Genomic DNA, 18,559 nt, shown 5'->3' with positions numbered 1-18,559 from the left:
CATGAGTGATAATTCTATAGATCTTTTTCTGTAAAGGCGTAAGGTAATAGTTCTTTAACCGTCATTGCCTTAGTCACACCGTTATCCCCTACTAAAGTTACCGGCATGTCTGGTACACAAAACTCAGCCATTACTTGACGACAAGCACCACAAGGAGAAATTGGCTCTGGCGTATGACCAGCCACTACTAAATGAGTAAACTCTTTTTCTCCTTCAGAAACAGCTTTGAAAAAAGCCGTGCGCTCCGCACAATTGGTTAAACCAAACGAGGCATTTTCGATGTTGACTCCTTGATACGTTTTTCCAGATTCAGTGACTAAACATGCGCCTACTGGAAAATGTGAATATGGTACATATGCTTTATCCAATGCTTCTACTGCAATGTTGATCCATTCTTGCTTCACTTCTGTCATAAGCTTCCCCTTACTACTTAATAGCCTTCGCCAGTAGATCCTGACATAATCGAAACTCCTGCACTGGTACCAATTCTTGTCGCACCAGCTTCAATCATTGCCAAAGCTTCAGCTTCGTTATGGATACCACCAGATGCTTTTACACCCATTTCAGGTCCAACAGTTTCACGCATTAAACGAACATCTTCGACTTTTGCTCCTCCAGTTGAAAATCCTGTAGAAGTTTTAACAAAGTCTGCCCCAGCAGCTTTTGCCAGCTCACAAGCTTTTACAATTTCCTCATGATTTAATAAAGCTGTTTCGATGATGACTTTGACTAAAGCACGATCTTTGGCCGCTGCAACCACTGCTTCAATATCTTTTTGGACTTTATCAAACTGTTGAGACTTCATTGCCCCAATATTGATGACCATATCCACTTCATCTGCGCCATTTTCAATCGCATTTGTAGTTTCAAAAGCCTTAGTTTCAGCAGTATTAGCTCCTAAAGGAAAGCCAATTACTGTACATACTGCCACTGGTTCGCCTTTTAATTGTTCTTTTGCTAGTGCGACCCATGTTGGGTTGATACAAACAGAATAGAAATGGTATTTCTTTGCTTCTTCAATAATTCGCATAACGTCTTCTTGAGAAGCATCTGCTTTTAAGATGGTGTGATCGATCATTCGGTTCAATTCCATTTTTTTCTCTCCTTTTATTCGGTGATGATATCATGTATCAATGTAGGCTTTTCAGCCGAGTCACTAATTTGGATATTTTGATAGAGCAATTCTTGAACAGAAGAAATCTCTTTTGTATTACTGTAGATTGTCAACAATGATTCTCCCTCTTTTACAGAATCACCAATTTTTTTATTTAATTTAAGACCAACTGCGTGATCAATATCATCTTCTTTAGTTTTGCGTCCTGCACCTAACATCATAGCTGCAATCCCCAACTCATTCGCAACGAGTTTTGAGACAATACCACTCGATTTGGCTGGCAACTCAACAACATACTTAGCTGTCAGTAATCGTTCTGGTTGGTCTACGATAGAGTCATCTCCACCTTGATTACGGATCATTTCCTTAAATTTGTCTAAGGCTTTGCCAGATTCTAGTGCTTCTTGCAGTAAACTTCTAGCTTCTTCGATTGTTGCTGCTTGATTGGCTAAGACCACCATCTGACTCCCTAATGCATAACACATTTCCAGCAAGTCTTCTGGTCCATTGCCGTTTAACGTTTCAATTGCTTCCACAACTTCAAGACTATTACCAATTGCTTCACCAAGAGGTTCAGACATATCAGAAATTACGGCTACTGTCTGACGATGAGCTAATTTTCCAATACTAGTCATTGTTTTTGCTAAACGTCTAGCATCTTCAATATTCTTCATAAAGGCGCCGTCACCTGTCGTCACGTCTAAAACGATCGCATCTGCTCCTGCGGCAATTTTCTTGCTCATGATCGAACTGGCAATCAAAGGAATCGAATCCACTGTCGCAGTCACATCCCGCAAAGCATAAAGTTTTTTATCTGCTGGTGCAAGATTTCCTGATTGTCCAATAACAGCCACTTTACTCTCATTGACAATTCGGATAAACGCTTCATCAGAAAGCTCGATTTGAAATCCAGGAATTGCTTCTAGTTTATCCAGCGTACCACCTGTATACCCCAAACCTCTACCAGACATTTTGGCAACTGTAACACCCACACTTGCGACTAAAGGTGCTAAGATCAACGTTGTCGTATCACCCACACCACCTGTAGAGTGTTTATCCACTTTGATCCCATCTAAAGGACTTAAATCAATGACATCTCCTGAGTGGGCAATGGCAAGTGTTAAATCCGTGATTTCTCTATCGGTCATATCTTGATAAAAGATCGCCATCAACAATGCGCTGATTTGATAATCTGGAATTTCACCATTCGTGTATTTTGTAATAATATACTCGATTTCTTTTGTCGATAATTCATTTCCGTCTCGCTTTTTTTCAATCAGATCCACCATTCGCATTGCTTGATCCTCCTCGTCTTCATTCGGTATTATACAGGAATTTTCCAAAAGGTAAACCACTTTAGTAAACCAGTTTACTAAGAATACAAAGAGCTACTCACCGCCTTTGTAAACACTTACATAAGCAATATAACGCTGAGTTATCCCTTTGTCAATGTTTTTATGCTCTCACGAATAATTAATTTTGTTTCAAAGACTTTGTTCGGAACTTTGCGTTGTGGGAACTCGATCGTGTCGATCAAAAATCTTGCGGCATAAAATCCAATATCAGAACTTGGCTGTTTCACTGTTGTCAATTGAGGGATCATATACTCGGATAACTTCAACCCATCGAAACCAATAACTGAAATATCATCGGGGATTTTTTTGCCTAATTCATCAATCGCTTGGTAACAACCAATCGCCATTGCATCATTTCCACAAAAAATTGCTGTAAGATCTTTGTGCTTTAAGAGCCGTTTAGACGCCTCGTATCCCCCTTGGACCGTCAACTCCCCTTGTTCTACATACTTTCCATTGAAAGGGATTCCATGATCCTTTAGTGCATGACGATACCCGTTGAACCGTTCTTCTAACTGGTAATAGCCTGTTGTTTCTTTGAGCATACCGATTTTGGTATGACCGTTCTTAATAAACAAAGAAACTGCTTGATAAGCCCCCTCATACTCTTTTACGATCAACCGACCATTATCTCTGGTATTCAATCCACGATCAATCAAAATAATCGGCATATTTTTATAAAAACCACTATCTAAAGAATAGTCATCTGGCAAAACATTGGGCGTAGCCAATAAGATTCCATCCACTGAGCGATGAGCCAATTCTTTTAAATACTTGATTTCATTTTCTTGACTATGACGAGAGTTGCAAAGCATGATCACATACCCCAGTGGATTCAAGTAACTCTCGACCCCTTCAATCAATTTAGAAAAGAAGAAGTCAGTGACATCTGGCACGATCATACCAATCGTTTTAGAATGACGATTGATCACATTCGAGGCAAAGTAATCTGGTTTATAATGGTGCTCGTTAACAATATTCAGGACTTTTTTTCGTGTTTTATCACTAAAGCGGCTCCCTTTATTATTTAAAATTTGTGATACAGTGGTGACTGAAACACCTGCCATTTCTGCAATGTCTCGGATCGTTAGTTTCACTTCTTCTCCTCCTTTATGATGTAAATTCTTTTTTAGTTTACCAAAAGCATATAAAAAAGAATAGATAGAAAAAAATAAGAAAAAATCTTTTATTCACTAATAAAAATAAATAGCTTGGAAAGTGCCAATTTCCTAAACTGACTTCTTAAAAACTTCTGCAACTGCCAATCATCTGTCATTGTTCTTCTCTTTCATAGGAGTTTTTTCATTGGCTTGAGTAACTAGCGATTGATCTTTTCTATTATTGATTGCACTAGTTACTTTCTCACTCAAAGAAGACTTCTGACTTTGGGTTACTAAATGATCAGCAGCTATATGTTCAGAATCCCGTTTTTCAATCGCTCCTACCATTCCATCTACCTGCTTGAGAAGTATTTTTTTCTCATCATGAGCTATTTCCTGATCGTTTAAGATTTCATTATGGAGTTCTAGAATCTTTTCTCGAACAGATGAAAAAAGTTGAAGCTCTTTTTGATAACCTGCCGTTCGATCCGTGGCGATCATCGTTGTTAGCTGTTCAAGGAAATGTTTTTTATTTTCAATAGGAATCTTTGGATCTTGCCTTACTTGTTGCCTAAGATTTAAAAAGTTTAAATCATGTTTATCGACTGCCTGAAAATAGTCTGCCGTATTTCCTTTCATAAGAAGCTCTCCGATATCCATAGCTAGCCTCTGCTCTTCATTCTCTTGCAAATCTTTTTTAGTCAGCGTAGCTTGTTGACTGCCTTTTTCTTGTTCATCCTTGGGAACAGAAATCTTTCCCCCATCCCCTATCAGTTGTTTCTCCTGGCTCTCAAATCTATTTATGGCATCAAAAAGTCCTGTTCTTATCTTTAGAATTTTTTGTAACTTTTGTTCGTATTTAATCATGCGATGATCAATTTGTTGCTCCTTCTTCGTCTTTTGAGAAACCTCTTGTTGGTATCCTAGTTGTATATTTTGAACGTGAGACTTTAAAACAAGAGCAACAAGCGTGGAATCTTGCCGATTTTCTCCACCAACTCGTTGATTTTTTGCTGTTGGTTCCTTTAACTCAGATAAAACGATTACTTTCAAATGTGGAGGGATTCGTTCCTCTTGATTGATTCTTTTAATCATTTCCTCTTCCCATTTATTTTCACTTATAAATCGTTGGCACTCTTTGATATCACTTTGAGCAGTTACATGTTCCTTTTGTTTTTCATTACTATTTGTGGCTTTTTCTATTTGTTCAAAAAGTGGCTGATAGGTTTTATCCGTTGCCACTCGTTCTTTTAGTACTTCTAACAGTTGCTTTCTAATGAAAAATTCCTGTTTGATAACTGATATTTTTTTGATGTTGTTCTTTTTCGCTTCCTCTGAGGGATTAATTTCAGAAATGAGAGCTTTTTTTATTTCTTCTGAATACTCTTTGCTTTGTTTGATGCTAGCTACCACTTCTCGGGTCAATTGTTTGTCACTCATCAGTGCTTTATATGTATCTAGTTTTTCTTGAGCCACTTGTTTTCTTACTAATTCTTCGGTCAACACATTCTTTGTTAGCCAATCCAAATTTGACTCATCTTTGATTCGTTTGAGCAAGTCAATTCGCTCTTGTGGTACATCTTTTTTGAACATCTTATGTAAATCCTTATTTTTTTCACTTAGATCCGCGACTGCTTCTTCAAACAGTATAGCTTGACTATTAAATTTGGCGATACGCGCATCTAAATCGTTATGAAGTGCCTGTTTTTCTTCTGGAGTCAATCCAACTTGATGATCAATTTGTTCTTTCACCTGTTTTACTTTAGAATAATCTGCCACACTTCTAATACTAACAAACTCCCAATAGACTGTTTTATTTCTCTGTGAAAGCTTGTCAAGCGTTGCCGCAGGACGATTTTGAATTTCTTGATTTAAGTTGTCTCGTCGCTGATCGTTGGGAATCGTATGGGTTAGAAATTCTTTTACCAGTTGTTCCCTCTCTGAGCGAGAAAAATCAAGTAGTTCAAACAGCAGCATGTTTCCAACAAATAGGACATCGTTGTTTTTTTGAGAATGGTAGCCTTTTTTGATCTGAGCAAATTTCTTTGGCTTTTTTTGGTAAAGCTTAATCATAGGCTTGTCGTTCATGATTTGAGTGAACCCGTTCTTAGCATCTCGATTCTTAAGTAAGAAATCAAATTTTTCTTGATCTTTCCATATCAATAGATTTTTATACTTAGACACCAGCGTGGGACGATACTGATGCAAACCATGATGTACTAATCCATCTAAGAGATCTAAAAGTTCATTTGTTAAAGCAACATGTTGATCATCTGGCTGAACCTCACTTTTTTCTCTTTTGCTATTTAATTTTTCTCTTTTCGTTTTATTGTTCTGGACGATCCCCTTCGCCTTTTCTTCCCATGCTTTAAATGTTGTAGCCATTTCGACATGGTCTTTTTCTAAATACCTTAATACGTTTTCCTGGTTATACATGGGTAATTCTAAAATAGACTTAGTATCTACTATCATTCTGGTTTGTGTCATTTTTTTATTCTCCTTCAAATCACTCAAATTTTTCAATACCATGCTAGTTTTGTTTTCTAAAAAAAGAAGAAACGTTATTCAATTATTAGCTCCTTGAAATAGGCCACTTTTCAATAGGAAAAAGTTCTACTAGTTAGCAAAATGTCTCACTCCTGTCATCAACTTTTTTACGATCTCCATATTCCCATGACCTAGAGTACCTGTCGCCTGCTTTTTAATAGAAAGAAAGGGACAAAAATAAACCGAAGGACCCGAAAATAGTTACTTCTATTTTAGGATTCTTCGGTTGCTTTTAGAGTGTGTTATTTTGTCATAGCTTTTTATTTAGTCTCAAACACCACAATCTAACAGTTATTCTTTGATACTTTTGATGATATAGTACCCTTTCTCTTTATGGACGATTTCAGCATTCCCAAAGGTCTCTGCCATTTTGCTTTTCGCACTAGGAGCCCCTTGTTTTTTTTGAATGACAATGGTTAGTGTTCCACCCGATTTTAACCTTGGATATGCTTCGGTTAAAATTTCGTGTACCACTTTTTTACCGGCACGAATTGGCGGATTGCTGACGATTGCTGCATAAGTTTCTTCATGGACTGCTTCATAGATATTCGATTGATGAATATCCACCTGTTCGATCCCATTGCGGTTCGCGTTTCCTTGAGCTAATTCTACTGCCCGAGAGTTAATATCGACCATCTCAACAAATCGCTGACTAGCAAAAGCGATCGCCAATCCAATCGGACCATAGCCACAACCAACATCCAAAATTTTGCCATCAGCTGGCAGCTCTTCCCAATTAAAGGTATCAATTAACACTCGTGAACCAAAGTCGACTGTTTCACGTGAAAATACTCCTGAATCTGTTACAAATTGGAAGTTTTTTCCTTTTAATTCAAATGACCATTGTTCAAAGTCATGTTCTGTCGTTGGCTCTTGCGAATAATAATGATTCGTCATATCGTTCATCCTTTTTATATTGTTTCTTGTTTCTTAGTCTATCCTTTTATCAATTGGCATGCAATGTCTATTTTTCCTAGTTTAAATAAATAGTTGATCAGAAACACGAACAGAATGAATTTTGATATGTCATCCTTTTTATTTATTCAGTTAACAGTTATTCGCTTAAAAATAAGAGACTTATAACCATTCTCGTTTAGTGGTGGGGTTTAGCCGTGTTTTATGTTAAAATGATTCCATTGATGGGAGAATGCAGGAGGCTATTATGAATGATCCAATGAACTACTACCGTGTGGCAAGAGAAGAATGGCGTGAATTTTATCGTAATGGACAAGCACCTTTGACCCAAGACGAGCTAGATAACATCAAAAGTTTAAATGACCGTATTTCAATGCAAGATGTTCGAGATATCTATGTTCCTCTTGCTCATTTGATTTATCTATATATGAAAGAATTTGAATCTCTTTCGTTAAGTAAAGGTCTATTTCTTCATAAATATGTCGAAGTACCGCCATTTATTATTGGAATTGCTGGGAGTGTTGCCGTTGGAAAAAGCACAACAGCTCGCCTGTTACAAACGATCTTATCACGTACATTTAAACGCAGGAATGTTCAGTTGATTACAACTGATGGTTTTTTGTATCCTAATGAAACGTTAAAAGAACGAGGGATCATGAATCGTAAAGGATTCCCAGAAAGTTATGATATGGAGATGTTGATCGATTTTCTTAATCGAGTAAAATCCGGTCAGGAAGAAATAAAAGTACCTGTTTATTCACATGACATTTACAATATCATTCCTGGCGAATATGAATTGATCCAACAACCTGATATTCTGATTGTTGAAGGAATCAACACGCTACAACTGCCTGCTAATCAACAAATCTATGTCAGTGATTTTTTTGATTTTTCTGTTTATGTTGATGCTGATTCATCATTAATTGAAAAATGGTATTTAGATCGATTCGGTGCCTTACTCGACACCGCTTTTCAAAATCCACAAAATTATTACTATCAATTTGCTATTGGCGATCGTGACGATGCATTTAAAATGGCGCAAGAAGTATGGAAAAATGTGAATTTGAAAAATTTAAACGAATATATCTTGCCTACTCGTGGCAGAGCAGATATAATTCTCCATAAAACTGAAAATCATATTATTGATTCGATTTTCATGCGAAAATATTAGCATTTTAAAATAGTTTATTCTATTTTGAGATAAAATTTAAAGGGATAGGGGTAATAAATGTGACAAACGTTGCCGACATGACAAACGTTGAAAAGATTATCGTATTAGACTACGGTAGCCAGTATAACCAATTGATTACACGACGCATCCGTGATTTAGGAGTTTTTTCTGAATTATTGAGCCATCGGGTTTCTGCTGAAGAAGTAAAAGCAATGAATCCAAAAGGAATCATTCTTTCCGGTGGTCCTAACAGTGTGTATGATGAAAATGCTTTTGGAATCGATCCAGAAATCTTTAACTTAGGGATTCCTGTATTGGGTATTTGCTACGGTATGCAATTGATTACGTATAAGCTAGGTGGGAAAGTTGAACCAGCTAAAAACCGTGAATACGGAAAAGCTCAGTTAGAAGTAACCAGTGACGATGCAGTATTGTTCAATGACACACCTAAACAACAAACCGTTTGGATGAGCCACGGGGACTTAGTAACCCAAGTTCCTGAAGGATTTGAAATCGTTGGTACAAGTAAAGACTGCCCGATCGCATCCATCCAAGATACAAAACGTAATTTCTATGGTATCCAATTCCATGCAGAAGTTCGTCATTCTGAATACGGAATCGAATTACTCCGTCATTTTGCTTTTGATGTTTGTCATTGTGAAGGAAACTGGACAATGAATAACTTCATTGATATGCAAATCGAAAAAATTCGTGAACAAGTTGGCGATAAAAAAGTATTGCTTGGACTTTCTGGCGGCGTGGATTCTAGTGTCGTTGGTGTTCTTTTACAAAAAGCAATCGGTGATCAGCTAACTTCCATCTTTGTTGACCATGGTTTATTGCGTAAAGGCGAAGCAGACCAAGTAATGGAAAGCTTAGGCGGGAAATTTGGTCTAAATATTATCAAAGTGGATGCAAGAAAACGTTTCTTAGACAAGTTAGCCGGCGTTTCTGATCCTGAGAAAAAACGTAAAATCATTGGTAATGAATTTGTGTATGTTTTTGATGATGAAGCAACAAAATTAGCGGGAGAAGAAGGAATTGCTTTCTTAGCCCAAGGAACACTTTATACTGATGTGATCGAAAGTGGAACGGAAACTGCTCAAACGATCAAATCTCACCATAACGTGGGTGGACTACCAGAAGACATGCAATTCCAATTGATCGAACCTTTGAATACATTATTCAAAGATGAAGTCCGTGAATTAGGAACACAACTAGGAATGCCAGATTCAATCGTTTGGCGTCAACCTTTCCCAGGTCCTGGTCTAGGTATCCGTGTCTTGGGTGAAATCAGTGAAGAAAAACTAGAAATCGTCCGTGAATCAGATGCGATCTTACGTGAAGAAATCGCAGCAGCTGGCTTAGATCGTGACATTTGGCAATATTTCACTGTTCTACCAGGAATCCGCTCTGTCGGTGTAATGGGCGATGGCCGTACTTACGACTATACAGTAGGTATCCGTGCAGTCACTTCTATTGATGGGATGACAGCAGACTTTGCCCGTATCCCATGGGATGTTTTACAAAAAATCTCTGTCCGCATCGTAAACGAAGTCGCTCACGTCAACCGTATCGTGTACGACATCACTTCTAAACCACCTGCAACTGTGGAGTGGGAATAAGAAACAACCCGCTAGAAAAGCCTATGTCATAGGTTTTCTAGCGGGTTTCTTTTAGTGTGATCACAGTTGGGTCACACTTGTGTTTATTATTCTTTTTTCTGTCGATAATGGATCCTTCGTTTCTAAAATCAAATCTATCCTTTGATAAAACTTGTAAACTATACAGAACCAAAATTAAGTTTCAAAACATTATTTAAATCTGTAAAATTTTCTTCTTTTGCAAAGGGAACGAAGAAATCAGGTTCAATCGAAAACATTTTTTCTAACAAGCTTCTATTAATCCTAAAATTATTTTCAATGCTTGATAAATCAGTTAACTTATTCGTTAGAACTAAGTTGAAAATACTTCGGATTTTTCCAGGACGCTTAAATACAATTTCCCTATCCAAGGGTTCTTCTAATCTGTAATTTTTTATAGCAATTTGTCGATAAAAATAGCTATGTTGTTTTGGTGTAAGAAATCCTAATTTATAAGCTCGCATTTCAAGAGCTTGAATGGATACATTGTATTTGGCCTTTAAAGAGATATAACTATCTGGATTTGATATCTTCTTTATTTTTTCTAAGTCTTTTTGAATAATTTCTGACGGCAATAAAAAACATGAAGCAAAATAATCTGCTTCTCTTTCTACTTGTTGTCGTTCATTTTTATCTAACAGAGAAAAGTCAACATACGGGTGTAGTAACAAATGTCCTAATTCATGAGCTAAATCAAAATTTCTTCTCACTGCCGATTTTTTTATACCTAATACAATGATTGGGACATCTTCTGTTGACCACGCACTATAAGCATCTGCCTTCCCACCAACATTTTTTTCTAAAACATAAATTCCTGACTTTTCTAATGATAATAATAGGTTACCATTATCAGATTGAATTTCTAAAAACTTTCTAGAAAGAGTAGCAATCTTTTCTATTTTCTCATTTGTTATTTCATCAAATAAAATTTCAGAACTTTTTTGTCTAAAATCTAATAACTTATTAGGTGGTACATTTAGAAAGCTTTCTAAATAATTAATCACTTTAGAAGCCACATTTAAATAGACTATCTCACTATTAGTTTTTTTTCTAGAAGAAATATCTGCTTTTCTATACGCAACATTATTTTCAAAAAAGGTCTTTTCAACAGGGAATTCTTCAAAGAAAAAAGTGGATTTCACTTGCAAAATTTCTTTCATTTGTAAGATATTTTCAAATGATGGTTCTATCATTTGTTTTTCAAATTGCCATATCGATTGTTCAGATACTCGTAGTTTTTCTCCAAGTTCCTTACGTGAAAGACCATGCAACATCCTAATTATTTGCAGATTTTTCCCATAAAACATTGTGCTCTTCCTTTCTTAATACACTGCACTGGGAAACTAATTGGAGATTTCTTTTTCCTCTTTAGGAATTGTATAATCATAATCATAGAGATCACCAATTTCTTCTTTTTCACCAACTACAGCAGAATATTCTTCATCTTCTATAATTATAGACGTAGTTTGCAAATACGGTGTTAAATTTTGAATTATATGTAGTTCTTTTGTTTCGTCATCAGGTAAAACAAGTGAAACTGATTCTATCACTTTTGCCGTATTCGTTTTATAAACCACTATGTAAAAATTTTCATATTTTGATAACTCTTGTTCTGAAATCATTGGTTCTTCCAATGGAAGCTCTAATTGAATTGAGGTATTAGGCACTTTCTTTTGACCTTTACGAACTGAATTAAGGATAGGTTTATTAATCTTAGCATAATCAGACAAATATTTACTTACTTTTTTCTTTTTTTCTTTTGAGAAAGTTTGATTTAATCTATAGTCATTTTTTACGATAAAAAGAGAAGGTTTTTCTCCACCAAAGGAAAACTCTAAATATTCCCAACTTTCGCCTGCTTTTTCGCGTTTATTTTCTGCAAAATTAAAAGTTTTTCTAGCAACACCGTCATCAATAAAGTTCCCTTTTGTAAAAGCAAATCCAGCAGAAACTTTCAATTTTTCTTTCATCTCTTTACGAATATCTAGATATTCTTTGTAACCAAGTAGTAACCCATCAACAACCAATTGTGCTTCTTCTGCATTTAGAACTTCATTTGCCATCTGTCCAACTCCAATCTACTTATATTTGAAGCAATTATATCCTATATTTTTTTAAAATTAAACAAAAGAATACAAAAAAGCTGTTTTTTTTAAAGTGAGATTTAAAAATTAAAAAAATAGAAGTCATTATCAACATGTACTTCTATTCTTATAGTTCTAGACTGAAACAAATACAACAAGGAATTGTTGAAGAAAGAAAAAAGTTTATGGATTAAGTTGCAAGAAACAGCAACAAGTGGCATTAGATAGATTAATTTTAAATAGAAATAAATTTAAAAAGAACTGTGAAGCCTTTGATATCAAAGGTGCTCACGGTTCTTTTTTTCAAACAATGAATCTTTATAACTCTCTAGCAAAGACAATCTACTTCCTGTTTTTTATAAATACTATCAAAGAGGATTATACCATTCATGTGAAGCCACCCAATCAACAAAAAATAATGATAGGAAGCATGTATTTTCTTTATAAAAATTACCTGCAGCCTTTTGATAAAATTCTTTCTATCTCCATTTCCAGTCAATCGTTTAATTTCTTCCCCCTCTTCTTTATGACAATCAATTGACTATTCGTATAAAATCGGAGATCTTGCTAAAAATAAAGAACGTAAAAAATCAGAAAAGCTAACTCGATGACCATAAAGTTAATAACTTGTTTTTTTCTTATTGCAGTTATCTTTTCGACATCTTCCCTGTCCAACAGAACGATTTTCAATGGATTATCGGGATGTTCATTTAGATAATTCTCCCAAAACTGCGCTTGGTTCTGACTTGACGGAGCGATTATACTAAGAAGTAAAATACAAAAGGTTAATGCAATGATAAATAGGAAACTAGTCGAAAAATCTTGATAAAGCATACTAGTGACCAAAGCGCCTATAATACTTGCAAGTAATGCAACAGTCAATAACATTTGAATACCTCTTTTAAAAGTGGTATTCAAATACATATTTTGATAATTTATAATTGCTGTTTTTCTCAGCTTTAAGTCCTCGTTACTAAGTTCGGGGAACATTTCAATCACTTTATTTTTTTTCTTCTTTTCCATAGCCCGTCTTTGATTACGTAATCTAAAACCACAAAAAATAAAGACGGGTATCGCTATAATTGCATAAAATTGACTAACTGATCTCAGTACTTCCATTGAGAACCTCCATCTGTCTCCTAATTAATTAGTCCATAATAGCAAAGTACATTAAACTTTTCATTAATATTAAATGAGTAATTTTTACTGCAAACTTACTTGAATTACTACCAAAACAATGAGGATATATTTCTCTTCTATAAAAGAACAGAAAGAAGTTTTTCTTCTTTCTGTCCAAATGATTCTAAGATTTCTCTTTACCAATATCATATCATTTAACAAAGAGCCCTTAAAATTAGGTTAACTTTTAACCTATCTCTTCTTTTTGTCTCTTTTATCTGAGGAATATTCCTTCACCATTGATCAGCGTTTCCCTTTATTGACCACCTATGTTCAAACTAACAATGTCTCAAAGTTAATAAATATCAAACACGCTATCTAATTTCTGTTCTTGTTTGTTGATAAAAGAAAATCAAGTTTTGAATTTCTCTTGATTTGGGATAAATAGAAATACCAAATATAGGGATATTGAACTGCCTGTTTAGCATCGTATTGGAAACAATACAATCATAGTTTTCCTTATGTAGCATCTGATCTGTAACTACTGGGGTTTTGCTGGCTACAAAACGATATCGTCCTCCTAGATAAAGCTCAAGCTTTGCAATAATGTAGCTAGCATATTGTTCAGAATTGGTTACAATCAAAGCCCTAATTTGTTTACTCGTTTCAATCTTTTTTAGTAGATCATGCCAGTAGACAAGTAACAAAGCGACTAATTTTCTGGTAAATTCGTCATTTTTCATATACTTTAATAACTCTTTTTGATCCTTGTTAATTAAATAATTCTTTAGTCCTACTTGAATACTTTCGATTTCTGGAAGTATCTGTTTTAAAAACTGATGATGTTTATCATATAAAATAAAAGAAAGATTTTCCATATAGTCGCCATCATTAATTATTTTATAGCAGATTTCTTGCCGTTCTTCACATTTGATCTGATATTTTATTTCCAAATAATCAAGCAATATCTCAACCATCTTTGTTAAATAAGGTTTTTGTTGGTAGTCATCGCTGTTGTTCTGTATATCCAGTAGCGAACAAACAAACGGCTGTTCAAAGATGTATTTTATCAGATCCTGATCCTCTTCAAGAGATAACCATAAAGAAGTATTTTGCTTCACATTTGATTCTAGGCATAAAAGATTATTCTGCTCTTTTTCAATAAATTGTTTTTCGTTTTTTACTTGGTAAATTTTCATAGCAATATAAAATAAAAGCTGATTATGTTTTCGGTGTTCCAGTTTACGAATTATATCTTGAAGTTGATTATTCGTTATGTATTTTAAGTATAATTGACGACTTTTTTGACAAATTTCTTCATTGAAGGCCTCTTCTAAACACACATATTTTTCTAAAAGTAACTGAATCGTCAACTTTTCAATTAACTGTGTATTTCCCGTTAATCGAATCAATCCTCGAATTCTTAAGTGATATTGCTCTAAGGAAAGGTTGATGCGCTTCACCATTCGTCTTAAAGTGCTCTCTGAAATAAATAGTTGTTCCGTTACTTCCAAGTAGTTCGTATATTTATTTAACACGATTGCTTCTAAAAATTGATACTCAATCGATTCATTCATAATAATTCGGTAAATATATTCTTCTGTGACATGAGGAGCAATTTCTGCAAATATCCCATTCTCACGATCAGTATGTATATTAATTTCTTTTGCATAAGAATCGATATCCATCAAGTCATTTCTCAATGTTTTTGAAGAACACTTTAATTGAGATTCTAAATCTTGAAAGCGATAGGTTTCTCCTTCAAAAAGCAATTCCAGTAGAAGTAACTGTCGTTTCATTTTTTTCGATAAAATATTTAACATTTACTTCCTCCCCTCTTTTTACCAAATAGAAAAAAGCATTCACTTTTTTCTATTTGAATGTTCCTATTTATATTTTAAAGAAAATTTTTAACGAATTAGAATTTTTTTTTCAAAAAAATAGTAAAAATGGGTATAAAAAATATGAAAAATAAGCAATCCTATCTACCAATTTTATAAATAGATCATCTATGGCCTTTTTTTGCCCTTAGACCTTGCAAATAAACAGAATGCTGATCTTGCCAACAGACAATAGTATCATTCGCCTCCTCATTTTAAAAAATAACTAAATAAATTTTTTTAGCGAAATAAATTATTTGATTGAAACATTTCTTCAGTAAAATAAACTGCTAAAATTAAGTATTTTATGCTTTATTTTTTTTATATTTAAATTTATACTGTTTTTAAAGCAATTAATTAATAACAAAAATTAATAAAAAAAGGCATATATTATACCATTTTTAATGATTAAAAAACTATTTTTATCATAAATGTACTTTTTTACGTCATAACTGTTAGATGGGAGTGTCCAAGGTGAAGAAAACAATTATTATAGTTAGTAGTTTTTTAGGTTTAATTGCTTTATTTTTTATGATTGAATACTTTGCTTCTCCTGTAAAAGATGTTACTTCAAAAGCTGAAATGAAAATGACTACTGGAGCTAAGATGGAATATGTGCCAACAAAAGATGAACTAGTAAAAATTGAAGGAGATCAACTTCAATTACTGGGCATTTATACAGTAGTTGGTATCCATTTCGACAGACATTCTTATGTGACGTTAGCAAATGCCGAACAAGAAGAAATCAACTTTTCTATTTCAATTATAGACAAACAAAAACAGACATTTTCAATCCCCGCCATACAATTCTCACCTCAAAATTTACAGCTCTCTGATTCTTTTGGCTTAGCAAAAAAAGAAGCACGCTACTTTGCTTATAAAAAAAATTATCCTGTCGCAAGTGCCACTCATACAACAGACTGACCAATTAAATATACCTTGTAGGGGTATATTTAATTGGCTTTTATCTTTTTCAATGGAAAGAACCTCGAATAACTTTTCTGTTTATTTTTTTCTTCTCCCACTCGGCCATTGATCTTTTATACTAACTATTTAATTCGAGACGGCTTGTTTCCTTTGTTTTTCGTCATTTTTCCTAATTTATTTGATCCTTCTTGCGAAGAAAATAAACCAATTCTTAAATTCGTTATTTTAAAAAGATAAAATAACACTATACGCAAAAACTAAAAGTTATTTAATCAGATGGATTAATCTATATAAATTGTTGTCTGCCTATTCATTTAATATTTATACAAAAATATTGTATACCTGCTTTTATCGATAGGTTGGAACTTTTCGTTTTCGTTATCCCCTGTGGAAAACTTTCGAAACAGATTACCTCTCTGATACGTATCTGTGTATAATTAGATACAACGAATCCCGGATCTTTCAATTCTTTAGACTGAAAGATCCGGGATCAAAAATAAACGCTACTTACTTCTTTAATGCTACAACAAATGGAATCATCATAGATAACAAAATAACCAATAAACTACATTGCCGATGATCTATATAGATAAGGATCGTTATCATGCTCGTAGTTAGACCGATATTCAATTTTTTTTGATTGATCATAAGCATCCCTCTTCAAGGAAGATTTTCCTCTAGAAGTTCGACCATTTTTTTATCTTTTTGTTATATTTCTCTTAATTTTTTTGAACATCTTTAATTACTATATTGAGATTCGATTTTACGGCTAGGGATCAGCCAACCAAGTAAAATCACAGCATTCGTTACTAAAACAGCTATTGGTGTAATGACATAGCCTAAAATAATTCCTAAAATATTTAACCCAATTGACCAGTAGGATTTTCGATAGTTATCTAGTAATTCTTTGATATTCTTTTTATTTTTAGGATCAGACTGAACCAACTCTCTTGCTAAAATATAGTAAGCAATATTAGCTCCTAAAGTTACTACACCGTATGTGATCTCTGGCGCTAAACTATGACTATACTCGCTGATCCAAGACGTGACAAAGGGAAAAAATGATAAAGCAAAGATAAAAAAGCTATTCGCCCATAAAACTCGCCAATTTACTTTATGAACGACTTGAAACATATGATGATGATTATTCCAATAGATGACCAATGTAAAAAAGCTGACAATATAGATCATAAAACGATATCCTAAGGCACTTAGCGCTTGCCAAGTGTCAGTGTTCGGCTGGTGAAGCTCTAAGACCAAGATAGTCATAATGATTGCGATAACTGCATCGGTAAAAGCTTCTAAACGATTTTTTGGCATATTTTTGCCTCCTTTTCTGACTTATTGTAGTAAAGATAGCTAGAAAAAAGCAACTAAATCAGTCTATAGTTGGAGGTAACGCTCACTTTATACTGCTATACTCAATGAAACAAGAGGATTTAACTATCGTGGTTCTCTAATAACTAAGCTAAGTTCTAAGTACATTTTTATTAAATTTAACTTATTTTGGGAACTAGCAAGAAATGAGGGGTTTGTATGGGACAAAGAAATACTTTTTTAACTATTTTCATGCTAATAATGGTATTGATTATAGGTAGTTTTGTAATTAGCCTTTTTACTAGTATTGTATGGTTTGCAATTAAATTACTCATTCCTATTGCAATCATTATTTGGCTAATTCGTGTAATTTCTGGAACAAATCGTCGACATCATCGAAAATATTACTAATATTGAAAAAAGCAGCACACGACAGATTCCCCAGTCTTGTGCTGCTTTTTTCGTTATATTTTTATCAGTTGTTCCAAATGATATATCATTTGATGGTATTACCCTAAAGCTACATCTAGTACCATCATAATGATAAAACCTAACATCACCCCAAAAACGGCAAAATGTCGTTTACTTGATAACGTTTGTTGGGCTTCGGGAATTAATTCCTCAACAACCACATAGATCATCGCACCTGCTGCAAATGCCAGTGCATAAGGTAAAAGGATGGTTACTCGTGTCACTAGCACCGCACCAATCACACCTGCGATCGGTTCAACAATACCTGAAGCTTGTCCATATATAAATGCCTTTGTTCGACTCAATCCTTCTTGTCTTAAAGGAATCGAAACAGCTGCACCTTCCGGAAAATTCTGAATTCCAATACCCAATGCAACCGAAATGGCTGCCAAAACGGCCGCTGTTGGATTATCGGCTGTACTGGCAGCCCCAAATGCTACCCCTACAGCCAAACCTTCAGGGATATTGTGCAAGGTGATCGAAAAAACTAATAAGATTGTTCGTTTTAAATGCGTAGGTAGGCCTTCTTTTTCGTGCTGTGGGCCAAAATGCATATGGGGAAGCGTTTTATCAGCGATGTACAGAAAGACGCCACCTAATCCAAAACCAATACTAACGACCAGCCAAGCGATATCGCCATTTTCTTCAGCTTTTGTAATCGCAGGATCAAGCAATGACCAAAAACTAGCAGCAATCATGACCCCCGAAGCAAAACCAAGCATGAGATTCAATACTTCTTTTTTGATTTCTTTAAAGAAAAATACCAACCCAGCCCCCAGAGCTGTCATAAAATACGTAAATGCTGTCCCCGCTAATGCTTGTTGCCACGGGGCTAAGCTTAGTAGCCATTCTGTCATTTTATTCTCCTTTCGTGCCTTTACTTATTACTCTAGCATATTCAAAAAATCATGACTAC

The 18,559-nt window shown here is 34.6% G+C and carries 17 protein-coding genes; 4 read left to right on the top strand and 13 right to left on the bottom strand.

Features of this window, described 5'->3' with window-relative positions; translation table 11 throughout:
- Positions 1-14: 14 nt before the first annotated feature.
- The 6 genes from IGJ11_RS00200 to IGJ11_RS00175 all read right to left on the bottom strand — a co-directional run bounded on the left by IGJ11_RS00200 (position 15) and on the right by IGJ11_RS00175 (position 7,013).
- Positions 15-413, bottom strand: a complete 399-nt coding sequence (locus tag IGJ11_RS00200; protein ID WP_010720472.1) for a cytidine deaminase — start codon at positions 411-413, stop codon at positions 15-17.
- A gap of 17 nt (positions 414-430) precedes the next feature.
- Positions 431-1,093 carry a deoxyribose-phosphate aldolase gene (gene deoC / locus IGJ11_RS00195; RefSeq protein ID WP_010720473.1) on the bottom strand — a complete coding sequence of 221 codons (663 nt, stop codon included), beginning with the start codon at positions 1,091-1,093 and terminating at the stop codon, positions 431-433.
- 14 nt (positions 1,094-1,107) lie between these two features.
- Entirely contained in the window at positions 1,108-2,409 is a 1,302-nt protein-coding gene (locus IGJ11_RS00190) for a pyrimidine-nucleoside phosphorylase (protein ID WP_063626393.1), read from the bottom strand.
- Between the two features lie 140 nt (positions 2,410-2,549).
- Positions 2,550-3,566 carry a LacI family DNA-binding transcriptional regulator gene (locus tag IGJ11_RS00185; RefSeq protein WP_010720475.1) on the bottom strand — a complete coding sequence of 339 codons (1,017 nt, stop codon included), beginning with the start codon at positions 3,564-3,566 and terminating at the stop codon, positions 2,550-2,552.
- 168 nt (positions 3,567-3,734) lie between these two features.
- Positions 3,735-6,056 (bottom strand): hypothetical protein, encoded by a 2,322-nt coding sequence (locus IGJ11_RS00180; RefSeq protein WP_242697136.1) that lies wholly within the window; start codon positions 6,054-6,056, stop codon positions 3,735-3,737.
- 351 nt (positions 6,057-6,407) lie between these two features.
- Positions 6,408-7,013, bottom strand: coding sequence for a class I SAM-dependent methyltransferase (locus IGJ11_RS00175; protein WP_207431774.1), 606 nt, complete (start codon positions 7,011-7,013; stop codon positions 6,408-6,410).
- 265 nt (positions 7,014-7,278) lie between these two features.
- Here IGJ11_RS00175 and coaA point away from each other — a divergent pair, with 265 nt between their 5' ends.
- Positions 7,279-8,202: a type I pantothenate kinase gene (coaA, locus tag IGJ11_RS00170; protein WP_010720479.1), complete on the top strand. Its 924-nt coding sequence runs from the start codon at positions 7,279-7,281 to the stop codon at positions 8,200-8,202.
- A 59-nt stretch (positions 8,203-8,261) separates the two neighbouring features.
- On the top strand, positions 8,262-9,827 hold the full coding sequence (gene guaA, locus IGJ11_RS00165) for a glutamine-hydrolyzing GMP synthase (protein ID WP_207431772.1): 1,566 nt from the start codon (positions 8,262-8,264) through the stop codon (positions 9,825-9,827).
- Between the two features lie 158 nt (positions 9,828-9,985).
- Here the strand turns inward: guaA and IGJ11_RS00160 are convergent, their stop codons facing one another.
- From IGJ11_RS00160 to IGJ11_RS00145, 4 genes are all read right to left on the bottom strand, one after another.
- Complete coding sequence (locus IGJ11_RS00160) at positions 9,986-11,152, bottom strand: helix-turn-helix domain-containing protein (protein WP_207431770.1); 1,167 nt, start codon at positions 11,150-11,152, stop codon at positions 9,986-9,988.
- A gap of 36 nt (positions 11,153-11,188) precedes the next feature.
- Positions 11,189-11,908, bottom strand: coding sequence for a hypothetical protein (locus tag IGJ11_RS00155; RefSeq protein ID WP_034697686.1), 720 nt, complete (start codon positions 11,906-11,908; stop codon positions 11,189-11,191).
- Positions 11,909-12,496: 588 nt separating this feature from the next.
- Positions 12,497-13,048, bottom strand: coding sequence for a hypothetical protein (locus IGJ11_RS00150; RefSeq protein ID WP_207431768.1), 552 nt, complete (start codon positions 13,046-13,048; stop codon positions 12,497-12,499).
- Positions 13,049-13,422: 374 nt separating this feature from the next.
- Positions 13,423-14,871 (bottom strand): helix-turn-helix domain-containing protein, encoded by a 1,449-nt coding sequence (locus IGJ11_RS00145; protein WP_207431767.1) that lies wholly within the window; start codon positions 14,869-14,871, stop codon positions 13,423-13,425.
- Between the two features lie 531 nt (positions 14,872-15,402).
- Here IGJ11_RS00145 and IGJ11_RS00140 point away from each other — a divergent pair.
- Complete coding sequence (locus tag IGJ11_RS00140) at positions 15,403-15,852, top strand: hypothetical protein (RefSeq protein WP_010720483.1); 450 nt, start codon at positions 15,403-15,405, stop codon at positions 15,850-15,852.
- Between the two features lie 510 nt (positions 15,853-16,362).
- Here IGJ11_RS00140 and IGJ11_RS00135 read toward each other — a convergent pair.
- Together IGJ11_RS00135 and IGJ11_RS00130 are read right to left on the bottom strand one after the other, a co-directional pair.
- Positions 16,363-16,503 carry a hypothetical protein gene (locus IGJ11_RS00135; RefSeq protein WP_014834373.1) on the bottom strand — a complete coding sequence of 47 codons (141 nt, stop codon included), beginning with the start codon at positions 16,501-16,503 and terminating at the stop codon, positions 16,363-16,365.
- A gap of 90 nt (positions 16,504-16,593) precedes the next feature.
- Positions 16,594-17,175, bottom strand: coding sequence for a TMEM175 family protein (locus tag IGJ11_RS00130; RefSeq protein WP_010720484.1), 582 nt, complete (start codon positions 17,173-17,175; stop codon positions 16,594-16,596).
- Positions 17,176-17,391: 216 nt separating this feature from the next.
- On the opposite strand from IGJ11_RS00130, the gene IGJ11_RS00125 reads away from it, so the two are divergent.
- Positions 17,392-17,583 (top strand): hypothetical protein, encoded by a 192-nt coding sequence (locus tag IGJ11_RS00125; protein ID WP_242697135.1) that lies wholly within the window; start codon positions 17,392-17,394, stop codon positions 17,581-17,583.
- A 98-nt stretch (positions 17,584-17,681) separates the two neighbouring features.
- On the opposite strand, the gene IGJ11_RS00120 is transcribed toward IGJ11_RS00125, so the two are convergent.
- Positions 17,682-18,500: a ZIP family metal transporter gene (locus IGJ11_RS00120; protein ID WP_010720486.1), complete on the bottom strand. Its 819-nt coding sequence runs from the start codon at positions 18,498-18,500 to the stop codon at positions 17,682-17,684.
- Positions 18,501-18,559: the final 59 nt, after the last annotated feature.

Origin of the sequence: Enterococcus sp. DIV0691, assembly GCF_051711145.1 — a bacterium.
GTDB classification, from domain to species: Bacteria; Bacillota; Bacilli; order Lactobacillales; family Enterococcaceae; genus Enterococcus_B; species Enterococcus_B hirae.
Note: the sequence above shows the minus strand (reverse complement) of the source record. Positions and strands in the feature narration are given on the sequence as shown.